The following is a 16585-nucleotide window of genomic DNA, read 5'->3' on the forward strand; positions in this document are numbered from 1 at the left end:
CACGAGCAGTCGTCCCGCCCCGCCGGGCGGGACGACTGCTCGACCAGGACCGCGGGGCGGTCCCGACATCGCGTCGGGGCCGCCCCGCGGCCGTCTGCGGGGACGTCTCGGCGACGACCTGAGGATGTTTCCCTCGGCCGACCGCTGACGCGCGACTGCACACCTGATGTGCCGCAGGACCCCGCCGCAGGCTCCCGTCATGACACACCAGGCAGGCAGACGACGGTCGCACGTCCCCGCGGTCGTGGGACGGGTCCGGCCAGGACGGCTAGACTGGGGGAATGGGCATTCTGCAGACGATCCGGTCCCCGCAGGACCTGAGCCGGCTCAGCGCCGAGCAGCTGGCTCGACTCGCCGAGGAGATCCGCGAGTTCCTGGTCAGCAGCGTCTCCCGCACCGGAGGCCATCTCGGTCCGAATCTGGGCGTGGTCGAGCTGACTCTGGCGATCCACCGGATCTTCGACTCGCCGCGCGACTCGGTCATCTTCGACACCGGCCATCAGTCCTACATCCACAAGCTGGTCACCGGCCGGGGCGATTTCTCCACGCTGCGTCAGCAGGGCGGGATGGCCGGCTATCCGGACCGCTCCGAGTCTGACCACGACATCGTCGAGTCCTCGCACGCCTCGTCCTCGCTGTCCTGGGCCGACGGGATCTCCAAGGCCCGGGTGCTCGCCGGCGAGTCCGACCGCTGCGTGGTCGCGGTGATCGGCGACGGCGCGCTCACCGGCGGGATGTCCTGGGAGGCGCTGAACAACATCGCCGCGGACAAGGACCGCCGCGTGGTGATCGTGGTCAACGACAACGGCCGCTCCTACGCGCCGACGGTCGGCGGCATCGCCCGGCAGCTCGACGGGCTGCGCCGCGGCGTGCTGGACAAGGTGCGCACCCACCACGCCTATGAGCGCGCCATGGACGGCACCAAGCGGCGGCTGCAGCACGGCGGCCCGCTCTCGCAGATGGTCTACCGGAGCCTGCACGCCGCGAAGAAGGGCGCCAAGGACTTCTGGGCGCCGCAGGGCCTCTTCGAGGACCTGGGCATGAAGTACATCGGCCCGGTGGATGGCCACGACCAGCAGGCCCTGGAGGAGGCGCTGGCCGACGCGCGCAACTACGGCGGCCCGGTCATCGTCCACGCGCTCACCGAGAAGGGCCGCGGCTATGCGCCCGCCCGTGCCGACGAGGTCGACCAGTTCCACACCGTCGGCAAGATCGATCCGGAGACCGGCGAGCCGGTGCACCGCGGCGCGGCCCGCTCCTGGACCTCGGTCTTCGAGGAGGAGATCACCGCCCTGGCCGACGAGCGCGACGACCTCGTCGCGATCACCGGAGCGATGACCATCCCGGTCGGACTGAGCACGATGGCGGCACGGCATCCCGAGCGGGTCTACGACGTCGGCATCGCCGAACAGCATGCGCTGACCTCGGCGGCAGGGCTGGCCTACGGCGGCTACCATCCGGTGGTCGCGCTGTATGCGACCTTCCTCAACCGCGGCTTCGACCAGCTGCTGATGGACGTCGCCCTGCACCGGGCCGGCGTGACGGTGGTCCTCGACCGGGCCGGGGTCACCGGCCCCGACGGGCCCAGCCATCACGGCATGTGGGACCTGTCGCTGCTGCAGATCGTGCCGGGGCTGCGGATCGCGGCGCCGCGGGACTCCTCGCGGCTGCGCGAGGAGCTGCGCGAGGCCGTCGCCGTCGACGACGCGCCGACGGTGGTCCGTTTCTCCAAGGGCTCGGTCAACGGCGAGATCGACGCGCGCGAACGCCTCGACGACGGCGTGGACGTGCTGCACGCCGACGCCGGCGAGGACGGCGCGCCGCGCTACGCCGACGACGTGCTCATCGTCTCCGTCGGCGCGATGGCCGAGATCTCGCTGGACGTCGCCGAGCGGCTGGCCGCCCAGGGGATCGGGGCGACGGTGATCGATCCGCGCTGGGTGCTGCCGGTGCCGGAGTCGGTGATCTCGCTCGCCGCGCGCCACCGCATCGTGATCTGCGTGGAGGACGGCGTGAAGGCCGGCGGCGTCGGGTCCCGGATCCGCCAGACGATGCGCGAGGCCGGCGTGGACACCGCACTCAACGAGGTGGGCCTGCCGGTGGACTTCCTCGCCCACGGCAGCCGCGCCGAGGTGCTCGAGCGCGTCGGACTGACCGCCCAGGACATCACCCGGGACACGGTCGAGCAGGTGATGGGCACCCGCGTGCCCTTCGCCCGCCCGCTGCCCGGCGAGGAGTCGCCCACCGGCGAGATCCCGGCCTTCCACGCGCCGCGGCCCGGGGCCGAGGGCCGCGCCGAGGCCGGGGACGACCGGTTCGGACCGCGCGCCTGAGGCGTCGCGAGCGCCCCTGACCCGCCGGCGGCGTCGCCGCCTGCGGACCTGCACGACCCACCATCCCGGGCACGACCCGTGCCCGCCCCTCTGGAGGTCCTATGCTGACGCTGAACCGACACACCGACGACGGCGGCTGGGAGTACCGCGAAGCCTGGTTCGACGAGGAGGCCGGCGAATTCGTCGTCCACCACGGCACCGTCGGGCGCAACGGCACCATCACCGCCGAGACCGCCGGGGCGGAGCAGGCGGAGGGCCTGCTGGAGAGCTTCCGCGCCCAGTGCGCCGCGGACGGCTTCGACGAGCCCGACCCCGCGGAACTGATCCGACTGGAGGTCGTCTACCCGCTGAAGGGCACGACGCCGGGGGCCGCCGAGGAGCGCAACGTCACGCAGGTCCACACTGCGGCGCTGACCTGGCTCGCCTGGCGGGGCCTGGGGGCGCTGCAGGATCCCGAGCAGACCGAGCGCGACGGATCCCAGGCCATGGTCATGGCGCTGGACACGCTGCACCGGCGCAAGGCGACGGAGACGGTCGCCGCCGCCGTGCGCAGCACCGACGTGCAGCCGACCCGGGTCCGCGTCTCCCGACGCCCGCAGGGCTGAGCGCCCGCAGCGGTCAGACGTTGACCTCGACGGCGCCGTCGTCGGTCATCCGGGCCTCGACCGTCGGCAGCGGGCTCTGCGCCGGCCCGGAGATCACCGAGCCGTCGGCGGCGGCGAACGTCGAGTTGTGGCAGGGGCAGGTGAACTCCTCGTCGCCCGGCCCGACAGTGCAGCCCTGGTGGGTGCAGACTGAGGAGTAGACCAGCACCTCGTCCTCGGCGGACCGGTGGACCAGCAGATCCGACTCGCCGGCCGAGGCCGAGACTGTGGTGCCGACCTCCGGCAGGGAGTCCGCCTCGACGGCGGTCCGCCAGGTGCCCGCGGCCGCGTCCGACTCGGCTCCCGAGGAGCCGGCGTCGGATCCGGAGTCCGAGCCTCCGCAGGCCGAGAGGGCCAGGGCCGAGGCCCCGGCCGCGCCGACGGCGGTGTGGTGCAGGACGGTGCGACGATCGCAGCGGCAGGTGGTGTCCATGGCCGCGAGTCTACTCCTCGGTCCGCATCCCGCGGCCGGGGCCCACGCCGCTCAGCGGTGGAACCGGCGCCCGGCGACCCGCTCGGAGGCCCCGATGTGGTCGAGGTGCGGGGTGATGCCGCCGCGGTGCATCGGCCAGCCGGCGCCGAGGATCATGCACAGGTCGATGTCCTTCGGGGAGCTGACCACGCCCTCGTCCAGCATCAGCGAGATCTCCTCGGCGAGGGCGTCCTCGACGTCGTGCAGCAGCTGCTCGGCGGTCCGCGGCGCGTCGCCCTGCTCGAGCAGCGCGGCGGTCTCCTCGGGGATGCGGCGGGCGCCGCCGTCGTCGTCGGCCGCCCAGATCCCGGTCACGCCGTGGTCGATGAGGCGCTGCAGGTTCGCCGAGACGTGGAAGCGAGCGCCGAAGGACGCATGCAGCGACTCGGTGACGTGCTGGGCCACCGGCAGCCCGACCATGGCCAGCAGGTCGAAGGTCGACATCGGCAGCCCCAGCGGCCGCAGCGCCGTGTCGGCGGTCTCGGGGTCGGTGCCCTCGTCGACGGCGCGCTGGACCTCGGACATCAGCCGCAGCAGCACCCGATTGACCACGAAGGCCGTGGTGTCGCGGGTCAGCACCGGGGACTTGCCCAGTCGGGCCGCCAGGGCGAAGGCCGTCGCGATCGGCTCGTCGGCGGTGCGCGGGGTGCGGGCGATCTCGATCAGCGGCATCTTCGCGACCGGGTTGAAGAAGTGGAACCCGATGACCCGCTCGGGATGCCGCAGATCCTCGGCCATGGCGCTGACCGACAGTGAGGAGGTGTTGGTGGCCAGCACGGCTTCGGCCCGGACGATCTCCTCGAGCTCGGCGAAGACCTGCTTCTTCACCGAGGTCTCCTCGAAGACCGCCTCGATGATCAGATCGCAGCCGACGTAGACGGATTTGTCCGTCGAGCCGGTGATCAGTCCGCGGAGGTCCTCGGCCTGCGCGGATTCCAGGCGGCCGCGCTCCACGCGGCGGTCCAGCTCGGCGCGGATCCGCTCCAGCCCCCGGGAGACCCGTTCGTCGTCGACGTCGGTCAGCGCCACGGGCACCTGCAGCCGCTCGGCGAACAGCAGCGCCAGCTGCGTGGCCATCAGCCCGGCGCCGACGACGCCGACGGAGGTCACCTCGCGCGGCTCGGCCTCCGGCACTCCGGCGGGGTGCTTCGCCCGCTTCTGGACCAGCTCGAGGAAGGCGTAGACGGTGTCGGCGAACTCGTCGGTGACCATCAGATCGGCCAGCGCCTCGCACTCTGCCTCGACGGCGGCGTCGCGGTCGCGCCGCGGGACCTCCTCGAAGAGCTCCAGCGCCCGCAGCGGCGCCGGGGCCGAGTCGCCGGTCTTCGCGGCGACTGCGCGCCGGGCCGCCGAGAGCGCCTGATGCCAGGCCTCGGAGTCGTCGGCGTGCGCGCGGTGCTCGTCGACCTGGCGGGCGAGCTCCTCGTCGCCGGCGATCATCCGGGCGGCGAAGTCCAGCGACTGCCGCTCGAAGTCCGCGGATTCCAGCAGCACGTCGGCCAGGCCGAGCTGGTGGGCGGCCGGACCGCGCAGCGTGCGGTTCTCGGCCAGCGCATTGGTGAAGATCACCGTCGCGGCGTTCTCCGGGCCGGCGATCCGCGGCAGACGGTGCATGCCGCCCCAGCCGGGGACCAGCCCGAGGAAGATCTCGGGCAGGCCGAGGCCCTTCGCGCCGTCGGAGACGGTGCGGTGGTGGGCGGCCAGGGCGATCTCCAGGCCGCCGCCGAGGGCGGTGCCGTTGATGAAGGCGAAGGTCGGAGCGGGGAAGTCCTCCAGCAGGGCGTAGGCCTGGTGGCCCAGCTCGGCCATCATCCGTCCGAGGCTGCGGTCCTCGATGGCGTTGACCGCGCCGAGGTCGGCTCCGGCGGCGAGATGCGGCCCGGTGCCGGTCACGGCCAGTCCGACGATCTCGCCGGATTCGGCCCGGGGGATCTGGGCGGCCAGAGTCTCGCCGAGCTCGACGAGCGACCGGGGGCCGAGCGTGGACGGGCGCCGCTGCTCGCCATTGTCCAGGCGGATCAGCGCCAGCGTGCCGGCGCCGTGGGGCAGGGCGACGTCCTCGAGGTGGCTGTGCGTGACGACCTCGTCGCCGAAGGCCTCGATCAGCGGGCGGTAGCCGGAGAAGTCCGTAGTGTGTGCCATGGCCCACAGCTTACTGGCGGGTAACTCAGTCTGTCACCCGGCGCACCGACCGCACGGCTCGATCGCGGCGGGGCGCCTCGGCCGCCACCCGGTTCAGCCCGGCTCAGCTCGCCTCGAGCGGATCCGGATCCAGCAGCGCGACGGTGACCACGGCCGCAGTCCGGTCGATCTGCCACCTGCGGGCGCCGAGCTCGGCGAGCCGGCCGGCGACGGCGTCGAGGTCGATCTGCGCCGGCGGCTCCCAGCACAGCTGCTTGAGCACCGCCGGGGTCAGCAGAGTCTCGGGCATCATCGCCAGCTCCTCGGCGCGGGCCGCCAGCCAGTCGCGGGCGGTCCGGTAGCGCCGGTAGGCGAGCGGGTTCCGGTCCTTCCAGGCGCGCGGAGGCGGCGGTCCGGCGCTGCGCCGCTGCAGCTCGGGCAGGTCCTCGGAGGAGCTGCCGGCCTTGATCGCGCGCAGCCAGCGCGGCGCCTCGCGCTTGGCCGCCCGGCCGTGGAAGCCCGGAGTCGCCAGCAGCTCCGGGACGGTGCGCGGCACCGCCGCCGCGGCGGCGACCAGGGCGGAGTCGGGCAGAATGTGGCCGGGGGCGACGTCGCGCCGCTCGGCCAGGTGGTCGCGCGCCCGCCAGAGCTCGCGGAGCACCGCCAGCCGGCGCGGAGACTTCACCTTGTTGATGCCGGAGGTCTTCCGCCACCGGTCCTTCCGCGGCACCGTCGGCGGGCGATGCGTGCGCAGGTGCTCGAACTCCTCCTCGGCCCAGGAGTGCTTCCCCTGCTCGTCGAGCATCCGGGTCAGCTCGGTGCGCAGCTCGACGAGCAGCTCGACGTCGAGGGCGGCGTAGCGCAGCCAGTCCTTCGGCAGCGGCCGGCGGGACCAGTCGGCGGCCGAGTGCTCCTTGGCCAGCCGCACGTGCAGCAGCGTCTCGACGACGGCGCCGAGTCCCACGCGGGGCAGTCCCGCCATGCGGGCGGCCAGCTCGGTGTCGAAGAGCCGATGGGGGTGCATCCCCAGCTCGGCCAGGCAGGGCAGGTCCTGGGAGGCGGCGTGCAGGATCCACTCGGCGCCGTCGAGCGCCTGCTGGATCGGCGCCAGCGTGTCGAACGGCTCGGGATCGATCAGCCAGAGTCCGGAGCCGGCGCGCTTGAGCTGGACCAGGAAGGCGCGCTGGCCGTAGCGGAAACCGGAGGCGCGCTCGGCGTCGACGGCCACGGGGCCGGAGCCGGCGGCCAGGGCCTCGGCGCAGCGCTGCAGCCCCCGGTCGGTGTCGATGACGAAGGGCACGCCCTCGGCCGGCTCGGTCAGCAGCGGCGGGAGCGTGTCCTCGGCGTCCTCAGCGGGGCAGTCGGGCATCGAGTCGTCAGTTCCTCCTGAGATGGGGCATGGCGACGACGCCGTCGGGCAGGGCGGGCAGGCCGGCGAAGGAGCAGACCATGTCCGCCCAGGCCTCCAGGTGGGCGTCGAAGCGGCGGCCGGTGGGCGTCCACGAGGCGCGCAGCTCCACCGTGTTGCTCGGGCCGCGGTCCTCCAGGCTGCCGAAGCTCTCCGAGAGGATCCGCGTGGCGGTGCCGCCGGCGTGGTGGTGCTCGACGCCGTACTGGCCCAGCGCATCGCGCAGCCAGGTCCAGGCCACGGAGGCCAGCAGCGGATCGTCGCCCATCTCGGCGTCGAGCTCGGCACGGATGTAGATGACCACGCGGAAGGTCCCGTCCCAGGTCTCGTGGCCGGCGGGCTCGTGCAGCAGCACGAAGCGGCCGGCGGCCAGCAGCTCGGCGTCGTCAGGGACGGGCCCGGAGCCTCCGGCGTGCGGGCTGCGGGATGCTCGGGCGGCGTGGGCCGGGTGATTCGGCGAGGGATGGTCGGGCATCGTCGCGGGATCGGGCACCTCGGCGCGCAGCGCGACGGCGTAGGGAGCCAGGCGCGACGGCGCGGGGATCTCCTCGACCAGCGCCTCGCGGCGCGTGCGCGCACGCCGAAGCTCTCCCAGAGCGGTGCGGAACGGCTCCGGAAGCTCGTCGAGGCCGGGAGGGGAGGGCCGCGCCGGATGTCCGGCGCCGGCGCCCGTCCCGGAACCCGCTGGGCCGAGAATCGTCACGAGACCACCCTACGGAGGGGGTCAGCTCCGCGGCGCCAGGCGCCGCGGAGGCTCGTCGGGCGGTCTCCACGAGCTCGTCGATCTGCTCGTCGCGCGTGTCGAAGGAGCACATCAGCCGCGCCACCGGGGTGCCGTCGGCGGCGGCGTCCCAGGTGTGGACCAGGTAGCGTCGGCGCAGCTCGGCGAGGATCGCGGCGTCGATCTCCGGGAAGACGGCGTTGACCTCGGTCGGCCGGGAGAGCCGGATGCCGTCGATCTCGGCCAGTCGGCGCCCCAGCCGCGCGGCCTGGGCGTTGGCCCGCTCGGCGTTCCGCCGCCACAGGTCGGTGCCGAAGAGCTCCAGCAGCTGGGCGGAGACGTAGCGCTGCTTGCTGGCCAGCTGCATGGAGTACTTGCGGATGTAGTCGACGCCGGCGACCCGGTCGGGGTCGATCACGACCACCGCCTCGGCGGCCATCGCCCCGTTCTTCGTCCCGCCCAGGCTAACGACGTCGACGCCGGCGGCGGTGAGCTCGCCGAGTCCGACGCCGAGGGCCGCGGCGGCGTTGGCGAGCCGGGCGCCGTCGAGGTGGACGCCCATCCCGGCGGCATGGGCGCGCTCGGCGACGGCGGCGATCTCCGCGGGGGTGTAGACGGTGCCCACCTCGGTGGACTCGGTCAGCGAGACGGCCAGCGGCTGGGCGGCGTGGACGAAGCCGGTCGCCCGCCGTTCGGCATCGACGTCGTCGACGGTGAGCTTGCCGTCCGCCGTCGGGCGGGGCAGCAGCTTCAGCGAGCCCAGCCGCTCCGGCGCCGCGCCCTCGTCAGTGTTGATATGCGCCTGCCGGGCGCAGATGGCCGCGCCCCAGCGGGGCAGCAGCGCCTGCAGGGCGACGACGTTGGCGCCGGTGCCGTTGAAGACCGGCAGCACCTCGGCGCGGGCGCCGAACTCGGCCCGCACGACGTCGGCGAGCCGGGCGGTGACGGGGTCGTCGCCGTAGGGCAGGGCCGTCCCGCCGCCGATGCGCGCCAGGGACTCGAGGATCTCGGGCGCGACGCCGGCGACGTTGTCGGAGGCGAAGGAGGCGTCCGGCGCGGCCGCCGGCTCCGCCGCCCCGGGCAGGTCGGGCAGGTCGGGCGTCTCGGGGGCCTCGGGCATCTGGGGCGTCGAGGGATCGGTCATGGTCGGCTCATCCCTCGGCCGGGTGGAGCCGGATGGACAGCGAGTTGATGCAGTAGCGCTGGTCGGTCGGCGTGTCGAAGCCCTCGCCGGAGAAGACGTGCCCCAGGTGGGAGTCGCAGCTGCCGCAGCGCACCTCGACGCGCTCCATGCCGAGGCTCGCGTCGCGCAGGTGGGTGACGTTCGCCCCGGACGAGGGCTCGTAGAAGCTCGGCCAGCCGCAGTGCGAGTCGAACTTGGTCTCGGAGGAGAACAGCTCGGCCCCGCAGGCGCGACAGGTGAAGACGCCGTCGTCGGTGCTGTCCCAGTACTCGCCGGTGTAGGCCCGCTCCGTGCCGCCGCGCCGCAGCACGTAGTACTCCTCGGCGGACAGGCGCTCGCGCCACTGCTCGTCGGTGAGCCGACGGGCGAACGCCGCCGAGGCGTCCTGCTCCGGCGTCGCCGGCTGCTGCTCGTGCTGCTCGCTCATCGTCATCGCTTCCTCTCGCCGCTGTCAGCTCGGACGTCGCGGCCCCGCCGGCGGGCGCACCCGGCGCGACGCGGCCGCATCCGGGGTCAACGCGCCGGCGGCCGCATTGCTTCCCGGAGTCAGGGCCGGATTCCGCTCGTCGGCGCCGCCGCGTAGGCTGAGCGGAGGGCCGGACGGGCCGCGCGGCCGCAGGCGCCGGTCCGGAGCTCGGCCGGGGAACCAGCATCGCATCCGAGACAGTGTGGGAGGCGCCGCCCCATGGCATCGCGTGACCGTCAGCCGTCCGTGGCAGAAGCCGTGGATCTCCTCGGCGAGCAGGTCGGCCGAGCGCGCCGCGGCGTCGGCCGGCTGGCCCGCCGGTCCGGCGCCCCGCCGGCCGTCCAGAGCCCGATCGGGCGCCGCGCATCGGCGGTGATCCGGCGGGTGCGTCGTGAGCGCGAGCCGCGCACGCCCTGGGTGCGCGCCGGAGTGCTGGGCGCCGGCACGGGGCTGGGCGCCGGACTCGCTGCGGCCGCCGGGGCCTCGGCGCTGGCCGGCTACTTCGCGCGGATGGTGGTCACCCCCGTCCGCGAACATCGCGAGGACCTCGAGATCCTGGCGGTCGTGCGCGGCTCCCGCGGCGACGAGGTGGTGCTGCCGGCGACGCCGGAGACCATCGTCGAGGGCACCTACGGGCTGTACTTCCACGGCGGGCAGTCGCATGCACGGATCGGGGAGATCACCGCCTTCTCGCCCCGCGACGGGACCATCACCCGCCGGGTGGAGGAGATCTATCGCGGGGACCTGCGCAGCGCGGTCCGCGGCTGGTGGACCTCGGTGACCCATCCGGATCCGGACAGTGCCGGCTTCCCGAGCCGCGAGGTGGTCGTCGAGCTCCCCGACGGTCCGGCGCCGGCCTGGCACGTGCCGCCGCAGCGCGGCGACGGCGTGCTGGCGGGGCGCGGTATCTGGGCCATCATGGTCCACGGCCGCGGCGGGCGCCGCGCGGAGGGCATCCGGGGACTGGCCGTGGCCGATCGACTGGGCCTCGACTCGCTGCTGATCTCCTATCGCAACGACGGCGAGGCGCCCGACGCCCCGGACGGCCGCTACGGGCTGGGCGTCACCGAGTGGGAGGACGTCGAGGCCGCAGTGCAGTACGCGCTCGACCACGGGGCCGAGGACGTCCTGCTCTTCGGCTGGTCGATGGGCGGGGCGATCGCCCTGCAGACGGCCGACCGGTCCCGGCTCGCACCGGCGATCCGCGGACTCGTGCTCACCGGTCCGGTGGTCGACTGGATCGACGTGCTGGCCCACCAGGCCCGGGAGAATCGGATCCCGGACCGGGTGGGACGGATGGGGCAGTGGATCATCTCCAACTCCTCGGGGAAGCGTGTGACAGGCCTGGCGGCACCAGTGGACCTGAAGGCGCTGAACTGGACGGCGCGGGCCGATGAGCTGCATGTGCGCACGCTCATCCTGCACAGTGTCGACGACAATGTCGTGCCGTACGGCCCCTCCCGCGATCTGGCCGAACGCAGCCCGATGGTGAGCTTCGTGCCCTTCGCCCGGGCCCGGCACATCAAGGAGCGGAACGCCGACCCCGATCGGTGGGAGGGCAAGGTCGCCGAATGGGCGACGAAGCTGTTCACCGCGGACGCGCCGCCGCATCTGGCCTCCACCGGCACCCTGCCGACGGTCACCCCCGCCGAGGCGACCGCGACGTCCGACCGCCGTCCCGACCGCTGACCCGGGTGCCGGTCGGACGTCGGTCGGGATCAGCCGGCGTCGAGCGAGGCGACATGCTCGCGCACGTTGCGCTTCACCCGGGCGAGCATCGCCTCCATGCCGCGCAGCCGCAGCGGGGTGATGGCCTTGGCCAGCCCCAGGCGGGCCGCGACGTCGTCGGGAGTCGCCAGGATCTGCTCATACGTCAGCCCGTCGAGCCCCTGGTGCAGGATGGAGGCGAATCCGCGGGTGGTCGGTGCCTCCTGCGGCGCGGCGAAGATCAGCCGGACGGTGCGGGCGCCGTCGTCGAACTCCAGCGTCAGGTACAGCGGCGACTGGCACTCGACGACCTGCTCCATCTGCTCGTAGCCGTCGCCGTACTCCTCCGGCAGCTCCGGCAGCTCGCGGGAGAGCTCCAGCAGCAGCTCGAGCTTCTGCGGATCCTCGACGGCCTGGAACTCCTCGATGATCTCGGCCAGCGCCCCCGGCATCGGATCGGCGCCCGGCTCGGCGGCCGGACCGCCGACGGCGTCAGCGTGCTGCGCGGCGGTCATCGGGCCTCACCCGGCTCCTCGCCGGCGGCGATGGGCAGCCGGACCGCGTTGCCCCACTCGGTCCAGGACCCGTCGTAGTTGCGGACCTGCTCGTAGCCGAGCAGGTGCTGCAGCACGAACCAGGTGTGCGAGGACCGCTCGCCGATGCGGCAGTAGGCGATGACGTCGTCGGAGGCGCCCAGGCCGGCCTCGTCGCGGTAGATGGCCTCGAGCTCCTCGCGGGACTTGAAGGTCCCGTCGGAGTCCACCGCCCGTCCCCACGGGACGGAGGCGGCGGTGGGGATGTGCCCGCCGCGCAGGGCGCCCTCCTGCTCGTAGCCCTCCATGTGGGTCCGCTCGCCGGAGTACTCCAGCGCGGAGCGGACGTCCACCAGGGGCTTGCCGAGGTGGTCGAGCACGTCCTCGCGGAAGGCCCGGTGCGTGGCGTCGTCGCGCTCGACCACCGGGTAGTCGCCGGCGGTGATCTCCGGCCGATCCGTGATCATCGCGCGGCCCTCGTCGGTCCACTTCTGCCGGCCGCCGTCCATCAGGCGCAGGTCCTCGTGGCCGAAGAGCGTGAAGACCCACAGCGCGTAGGCGGCCCACCAGTTCGACTTGTCGCCGTAGAAGACCACTGTGGTGTCCCGCGAGATGCCTTTGGAGGCGGCGAAGGCGGCGAAGGCCTCGCCGTCGAGGAAGTCGCGGGTCACCGGGTCGTTGAGCTCGGTGTGCCAGTCGATCTTCACCGCGCCGGGGATGTGGCCGGTCTCGTAGAGCAGCACGTCCTCGTCGGACTCCACCACCACGACGTCGGCGTCGTCCTTGTGCGCGGCGACCCACTCGGTGGTCACCAGCGTCTCGGGGCGGGCGTACTGGGAATGGTCCTTCTCAGCGGTCATGGAGCATCGCCTTTCGATCGGAGGCTCGAGGGGTCCGCCGCCGCGCTCGGCACGTGGTCGACGGACACGTCTCCAGCCTAGACCCGTCCACCGCAGTGCCTCCAGGCGGGAGCCGCTCCTCGCCATCCGAGGTCATCGCCGACGGCGCCGCGCAGTAGCATGGGGCGCATGCCGTCCGACGTCGCACCGCTGAGCCAGAGAACGCCCCAGGTCGGAGTGGGGGAGCTGCTGGAGGGCCTGACGCCCTCCTTCCGCTTCTCCCAGGTCTCCTTCGACTCCTACATCCCGGACCCCGATCATCCCTCGCAGGCCGAGGCGGTGGAGGCCCTGCGGGCGTTCGCGACCACCGTCGGCCGGCGGCGCGGCGGCGGGCTGCTCTCGCGGCTCGTCGGCCGCGGCCGGTCGGGGGCGCCGGCGCGCCGCGCGGCCGGGATCTACCTGGACGGCGGCTTCGGCGTCGGCAAGACCCACCTGCTGGCCTCGCTGTACCACGCGGTCGAGGGGCCGAAGGCCTTCGGGACCTTCGTGGAGTACACGAACCTGGTCGGCGCGCTGTCCTTCCGCCGCACCGTCGACGTGCTCAGCGACTATGCGCTGGTCTGCATCGACGAGTTCGAGCTCGACGACCCCGGCGACACGGTGCTGATGTCGCGGCTGATGCGCGAGCTGGCCGACGCCGGGGTCAAGCTGGCCGCGACGTCGAACACGCTGCCCGGCTCGCTGGGCGAGGGACGTTTCGCCGCCGCGGACTTCCAGCGCGAGATCCAGGTGCTGGCCGACCAGTTCACCACAGTCCGCGTCGACGGCGAGGACTACCGGCACCGCGGACTCCCGCAGGCCCCCGACCCGCTGCCCGCCGACCAGGTCGAGGAGTTCGCCGCCCGGGAGTTCGCCGGCTCGCGGATCGCCGTCGACGACTTCGCCGCGCTGGCCGAGCACCTCACCGTCGTGCACCCGAGCCGATACCGTCAGCTGGTCGCCGACGTCGACGTGCTGGTGCTGCGGGACGTCGAGACCATCGAGTCGCAGGCGCTGGCGCTGCGCTTCGTGGTGCTGGCCGACCGGCTCTACGACCAGGACGTGCGGATCGTCGCCTCGGGCAAGCCCTTCGACGCGCTGTTCACCGAGGAGATGATGTCCGGCGGCTACATGAAGAAGTATCACCGGACCGTCTCTCGACTGACGGCGCTGGCCCGGGCCGGCCAGATGGGCGAGCAGGCGCTCTGACGCCGTCGCCTCGGCGCGGTCCGGTGCTCCGCGTCGGCGGAGCGGCGTAAGCTGGTCCGTGCCGACGGGTGCCCGCCGGGCCGTGAGCCGGGCGGCCACGACGACGGGCCGGACCACGGGTCCGACGACGGGACGTTCACCGGCCGTTCACAGATCCCTGGTGAGATGTTCTGGCACGACGCCGACGCACGACGTCCGGCGTCGAGCACACCTGGCGCAGACGAGAGGCGGAGGAACCATATGCACGACCTCGACGAGGCGCCGCGGGAGAACCTGCGGGAGTTCATCGACCGCCTGCGCGACGGCGGCTACCGGGTCCTGGACGGGCACACGCCGGACCCCGACCTCATCGACCCGCAGGGCAATGCCGTCGAGACCTGGCAGGAGAACTATCCCTACGCCGAGCGCCTCGACCGCGACATCTACGAGCTGGAGAAGTATCACCTGCAGGTGGAGCTGCTGAAGTTCCAGTACTGGGCCGAGGACTACGGGCTGAAGCACGTGATCGTCTTCGAGGGCCGCGACGCCGCCGGCAAGGGCGGCACGATCAAGCGCGTCACCGAGCATCTGAACCCGCGCACCGCCCGCGTGGTCGCGCTGAGCAAGCCCTCGGACCGCGAGCGGGGGCAGTGGTACTTCCAGCGCTACATCGACCACCTGCCCACCGCCGGCGAGATGGTCCTCTTCGACCGCTCCTGGTACAACCGGGCCGGCGTCGAGCGGGTCATGGGCTTCTGCTCCGACGACGAGTACGAGATCTTCATGCGCCAGGCGCCGCAGTTCGAGCAGATGCTCGTCGACGCCGGGATCCACCTGACGAAGTTCTGGTTCTCGGTGACCCAGAAGGAGCAGCGCACCCGTTTCGCGATCCGGCAGATCGACCCGGTGCGGCAGTGGAAGCTCTCGCCGATGGACCTGGAGTCGCTGGACCGCTGGGAGGCCTACACCGAGGCCAAGGAGGAGATGTTCCGGCGCACCGACACCGACCACGCGCCGTGGATCACCATCAAGTCCAACGACAAGAAGCGCGCCCGGCTCAACGCCATGCGTTACTTCCTGTCCCAGTTCGAGTACGAGGGCAAGGACCACGAAGTCGTCGGCGAGCCCGACCCGCTGATCGTGCGCCGCGGACGCGAGGCCGTCGGCGACTGATCGGGGCGCCCGGTCCGACGCGCGCCCCGGCGCCCGCTCCGGCCTCCGGCGGCGGGCCTGTCGTCGCCCGGTGCAACGCCCGCCCCACGAAGAGCCTCGCTCGGGATAGAGTGGGAGGCGCTCGACGCCGGCGCGGGCGGTCCGCGACGGCGTCGCTCCGCCATGCCGATCGTCGGCCTCGCCCCGCCGACCGGCGTCGAGCACCGTGCACGACGACAGACGGCGTGCACGGATCTCGACCCCAGACCCCGAACAAGGAGACTGCATGAGCGCCGACATCGGAGTGACCGGACTGGCCGTGATGGGGGCCAACCTGGCACGGAATCTCGCTCGGAACGGCTACACCGTGTCCCTGCACAACCGGTCGGTGGAGCGCACCGATGCGCTTCTCGAGGCCCACGGCTCCGAGGGCGAGTTCGTCCGCACCGAGTCCCTGGTCCAGCTGGTCGAGTCCCTCGAGCGGCCGCGCCGGGTGCTGATCATGGTCAAGGCCGGCGCTCCGGTCGACGCCGTCATCGACGACCTGCTGCCGCTGCTCGACGAGGGCGACATCGTCATCGACGCGGGCAACTCGTTCTTCGAGGAGACGCGCCGCCGCGAGGAGCGGCTGCGCGAGAAGGGCCTGCACTTCGTCGGCGTCGGCGTCTCCGGCGGCGAGGAGGGTGCGCTGAACGGCCCGTCGATCATGCCCGGCGGTTCCGAGGAGTCCTACCGGACGCTGGGTCCGATGCTGGAGAAGATCGCCGCGGACTACCACGGCGAGCCCTGCTGCACCTGGGTCGGCACCGACGGCGCCGGCCACTACGTGAAGATGGTCCACAACGGCATCGAGTACGCCGACATGCAGGTCATCGGCGAGGCCCACGACCTGATGCGCAGCCTGGCCGGGCTGGAGCCGGCGGCGCAGGGCGAGGTCTTCCGTGAGTGGAACACCACCGACCTGGCCTCCTACCTCATCGAGATCACCGCCGAGGTCCTCGAGCACGAGGACGAGCGCACCGGCCGGCCGCTGGTCGACGTCATCGTCGACTCCGCCGGCCAGAAGGGCACCGGCCGCTGGACGGCCATCTCCGCGCTGGAGGTCGGCTCGCCGGTGACCGCGATCGCCGAGTCGGTCTTCGCCCGCTCGATCTCCTCGCAGCGCGAGCTGCGCGCCGAGACCAACCGCGTCTTCAGCGACGGCGTGGACTCCACCGCCGCCGACGAGGAATTCGGCCCGGAGTTCGTCGAGGACGTGCGCAAGGCGCTCTACGCCTCCAAGCTGGTCGCCTACGCCCAGGGGATGGACATGCTCGTCGCCGCCGGCGAGGAGTTCGGCTGGGACCTGGACCTGAAGGAGATCGCCTCGCTGTGGCGCGCCGGCTGCATCATCCGCGCCGACCTGCTGGACACCATCATGAAGGCCTTCGACGGCGAGTCCTCCCGCCTGCCGAAGAACCTGCTGCTGGCCGAGGAGTTCACCGAGGCCCTCAACGAGTGCCTGCCGGCCTGGCGCCGGGTGGTGGCCGCCGCCGCCGAGCACGGCGTGCCGGCCCCGGTCTTCTCCTCCTCGCTGGCCTACTACGACAGCCTGCGCCGCGACCGCCTGCCGGCCGCGCTGACCCAGGGGCTGCGCGACTACTTCGGCGCGCACACCTACCAGCGCACCGACGTCGAGGGCACCTTCCACACACTGTGGTCCGGCGACCGCGGCGAGGTGGAGGCCTGATCGGCTGACCCGCTGCGCGGATCCGCCGATCGTCCGATCCGCGTCCGCGG

Annotated in this window: 13 protein-coding genes and 1 pseudogene; 6 read left to right on the forward strand and 8 right to left on the reverse strand. The window is 72.9% G+C overall.

The window, feature by feature from the left end; translation table 11 throughout:
• Nucleotides 1-281: 281 nt before the first annotated feature.
• Nucleotides 282-2333, forward strand: coding sequence for a 1-deoxy-D-xylulose-5-phosphate synthase (gene dxs / locus ABD652_RS06140; RefSeq protein ID WP_344719294.1), 2052 nt, complete (start codon nt 282-284; stop codon nt 2331-2333).
• A 101-nt stretch (nt 2334-2434) separates the two neighbouring features.
• Complete coding sequence (locus tag ABD652_RS06145) at nt 2435-2938, forward strand: hypothetical protein (protein WP_344719296.1); 504 nt, start codon at nt 2435-2437, stop codon at nt 2936-2938.
• 13 nt (nt 2939-2951) lie between these two features.
• On the opposite strand, the gene ABD652_RS06150 is transcribed toward ABD652_RS06145, so the two are convergent.
• The 6 genes and pseudogenes from ABD652_RS06150 to msrB form a co-directional block, all read right to left on the reverse strand.
• The gene (locus tag ABD652_RS06150; protein ID WP_344719298.1) at nt 2952-3410 is read right to left on the reverse strand and encodes a Rieske (2Fe-2S) protein; all 459 of its coding nucleotides are present in this window, start codon (nt 3408-3410) and stop codon (nt 2952-2954) included.
• 51 nt (nt 3411-3461) lie between these two features.
• Complete coding sequence (locus ABD652_RS06155; protein WP_344719300.1) at nt 3462-5591, reverse strand: 3-hydroxyacyl-CoA dehydrogenase NAD-binding domain-containing protein; 2130 nt, start codon at nt 5589-5591, stop codon at nt 3462-3464.
• 103 nt (nt 5592-5694) lie between these two features.
• Nucleotides 5695-6939, reverse strand: a complete 1245-nt coding sequence (locus ABD652_RS06160; protein WP_344719302.1) for an HRDC domain-containing protein — start codon at nt 6937-6939, stop codon at nt 5695-5697.
• Nucleotides 6940-6946: 7 nt separating this feature from the next.
• Complete coding sequence (locus ABD652_RS06165) at nt 6947-7681, reverse strand: DUF3000 domain-containing protein (RefSeq protein ID WP_344719304.1); 735 nt, start codon at nt 7679-7681, stop codon at nt 6947-6949.
• A gap of 256 nt (nt 7682-7937) precedes the next feature.
• Nucleotides 7938-8843, reverse strand: a pseudogene (locus tag ABD652_RS06170) (threonine aldolase family protein); the annotation flags it as partial.
• Between the two features lie 7 nt (nt 8844-8850).
• Nucleotides 8851-9315 (reverse strand): peptide-methionine (R)-S-oxide reductase MsrB, encoded by a 465-nt coding sequence (msrB, locus tag ABD652_RS06175; RefSeq protein WP_153143728.1) that lies wholly within the window; start codon nt 9313-9315, stop codon nt 8851-8853.
• A 252-nt stretch (nt 9316-9567) separates the two neighbouring features.
• Between msrB and ABD652_RS06180 the strand changes: the two genes are divergently transcribed.
• Nucleotides 9568-11037, forward strand: coding sequence for an alpha/beta hydrolase family protein (locus tag ABD652_RS06180; RefSeq protein ID WP_344719308.1), 1470 nt, complete (start codon nt 9568-9570; stop codon nt 11035-11037).
• A gap of 29 nt (nt 11038-11066) precedes the next feature.
• Here ABD652_RS06180 and ABD652_RS06185 read toward each other — a convergent pair whose 3' ends face one another.
• A complete protein-coding gene (locus tag ABD652_RS06185; protein WP_425574552.1) occupies nt 11067-11507 on the reverse strand; it encodes a SufE family protein in 441 nt (146 codons plus the stop codon).
• Nucleotides 11508-11566: 59 nt separating this feature from the next.
• A complete protein-coding gene (locus tag ABD652_RS06190) occupies nt 11567-12448 on the reverse strand; it encodes a sulfurtransferase (RefSeq protein WP_344719312.1) in 882 nt (293 codons plus the stop codon).
• A gap of 168 nt (nt 12449-12616) precedes the next feature.
• Here ABD652_RS06190 and zapE point away from each other — a divergent pair, with 168 nt between their 5' ends.
• From zapE to gndA, 3 genes are all read left to right on the forward strand, one after another.
• Entirely contained in the window at nt 12617-13675 is a 1059-nt protein-coding gene (gene zapE, locus ABD652_RS06195; protein ID WP_425574548.1) for a cell division protein ZapE, read from the forward strand.
• Nucleotides 13676-13915: 240 nt separating this feature from the next.
• Nucleotides 13916-14827 (forward strand): polyphosphate kinase 2, encoded by a 912-nt coding sequence (ppk2, locus tag ABD652_RS06200; protein ID WP_153143732.1) that lies wholly within the window; start codon nt 13916-13918, stop codon nt 14825-14827.
• Between the two features lie 265 nt (nt 14828-15092).
• Nucleotides 15093-16535 carry an NADP-dependent phosphogluconate dehydrogenase gene (gene gndA / locus ABD652_RS06205; protein ID WP_344719317.1) on the forward strand — a complete coding sequence of 481 codons (1443 nt, stop codon included), beginning with the start codon at nt 15093-15095 and terminating at the stop codon, nt 16533-16535.
• Nucleotides 16536-16585 lie beyond the last annotated feature (50 nt).

Source organism: Nesterenkonia halobia (genome assembly GCF_039536005.1).
GTDB classification, from domain to species: domain Bacteria; phylum Actinomycetota; class Actinomycetes; order Actinomycetales; family Micrococcaceae; genus Nesterenkonia; species Nesterenkonia halobia.

Excerpts from the sequence above, each read along its gene's own strand:
- ABD652_RS06190 (WP_344719312.1), bottom strand. The coding sequence starts at position 12,448 with ATGACCGCTGAGAAGGACCATTCCCAGTACGCCCGCCCCGAGACGCTG.
- ABD652_RS06185 (WP_425574552.1), bottom strand. The coding sequence starts at position 11,507 with ATGCCGGGGGCGCTGGCCGAGATCATCGAGGAGTTCCAGGCCGTCGAG.
- msrB (WP_153143728.1), bottom strand. The coding sequence starts at position 9,315 with ATGACGATGAGCGAGCAGCACGAGCAGCAGCCGGCGACGCCGGAGCAG.
- ABD652_RS06155 (WP_344719300.1), bottom strand. The coding sequence starts at position 5,591 with ATGGCACACACTACGGACTTCTCCGGCTACCGCCCGCTGATCGAGGCC.
- ABD652_RS06180 (WP_344719308.1), top strand. The coding sequence starts at position 9,568 with ATGGCATCGCGTGACCGTCAGCCGTCCGTGGCAGAAGCCGTGGATCTC.
- gndA (WP_344719317.1), top strand. The coding sequence starts at position 15,093 with ATGAGCGCCGACATCGGAGTGACCGGACTGGCCGTGATGGGGGCCAAC.
- ABD652_RS06150 (WP_344719298.1), bottom strand. The coding sequence starts at position 3,410 with ATGGACACCACCTGCCGCTGCGATCGTCGCACCGTCCTGCACCACACC.
- ABD652_RS06160 (WP_344719302.1), bottom strand. The coding sequence starts at position 6,939 with ATGCCCGACTGCCCCGCTGAGGACGCCGAGGACACGCTCCCGCCGCTG.
- ABD652_RS06145 (WP_344719296.1), top strand. The coding sequence starts at position 2,435 with ATGCTGACGCTGAACCGACACACCGACGACGGCGGCTGGGAGTACCGC.
- zapE (WP_425574548.1), top strand. The coding sequence starts at position 12,617 with ATGCCGTCCGACGTCGCACCGCTGAGCCAGAGAACGCCCCAGGTCGGA.
- dxs (WP_344719294.1), top strand. The coding sequence starts at position 282 with ATGGGCATTCTGCAGACGATCCGGTCCCCGCAGGACCTGAGCCGGCTC.
- ppk2 (WP_153143732.1), top strand. The coding sequence starts at position 13,916 with ATGCACGACCTCGACGAGGCGCCGCGGGAGAACCTGCGGGAGTTCATC.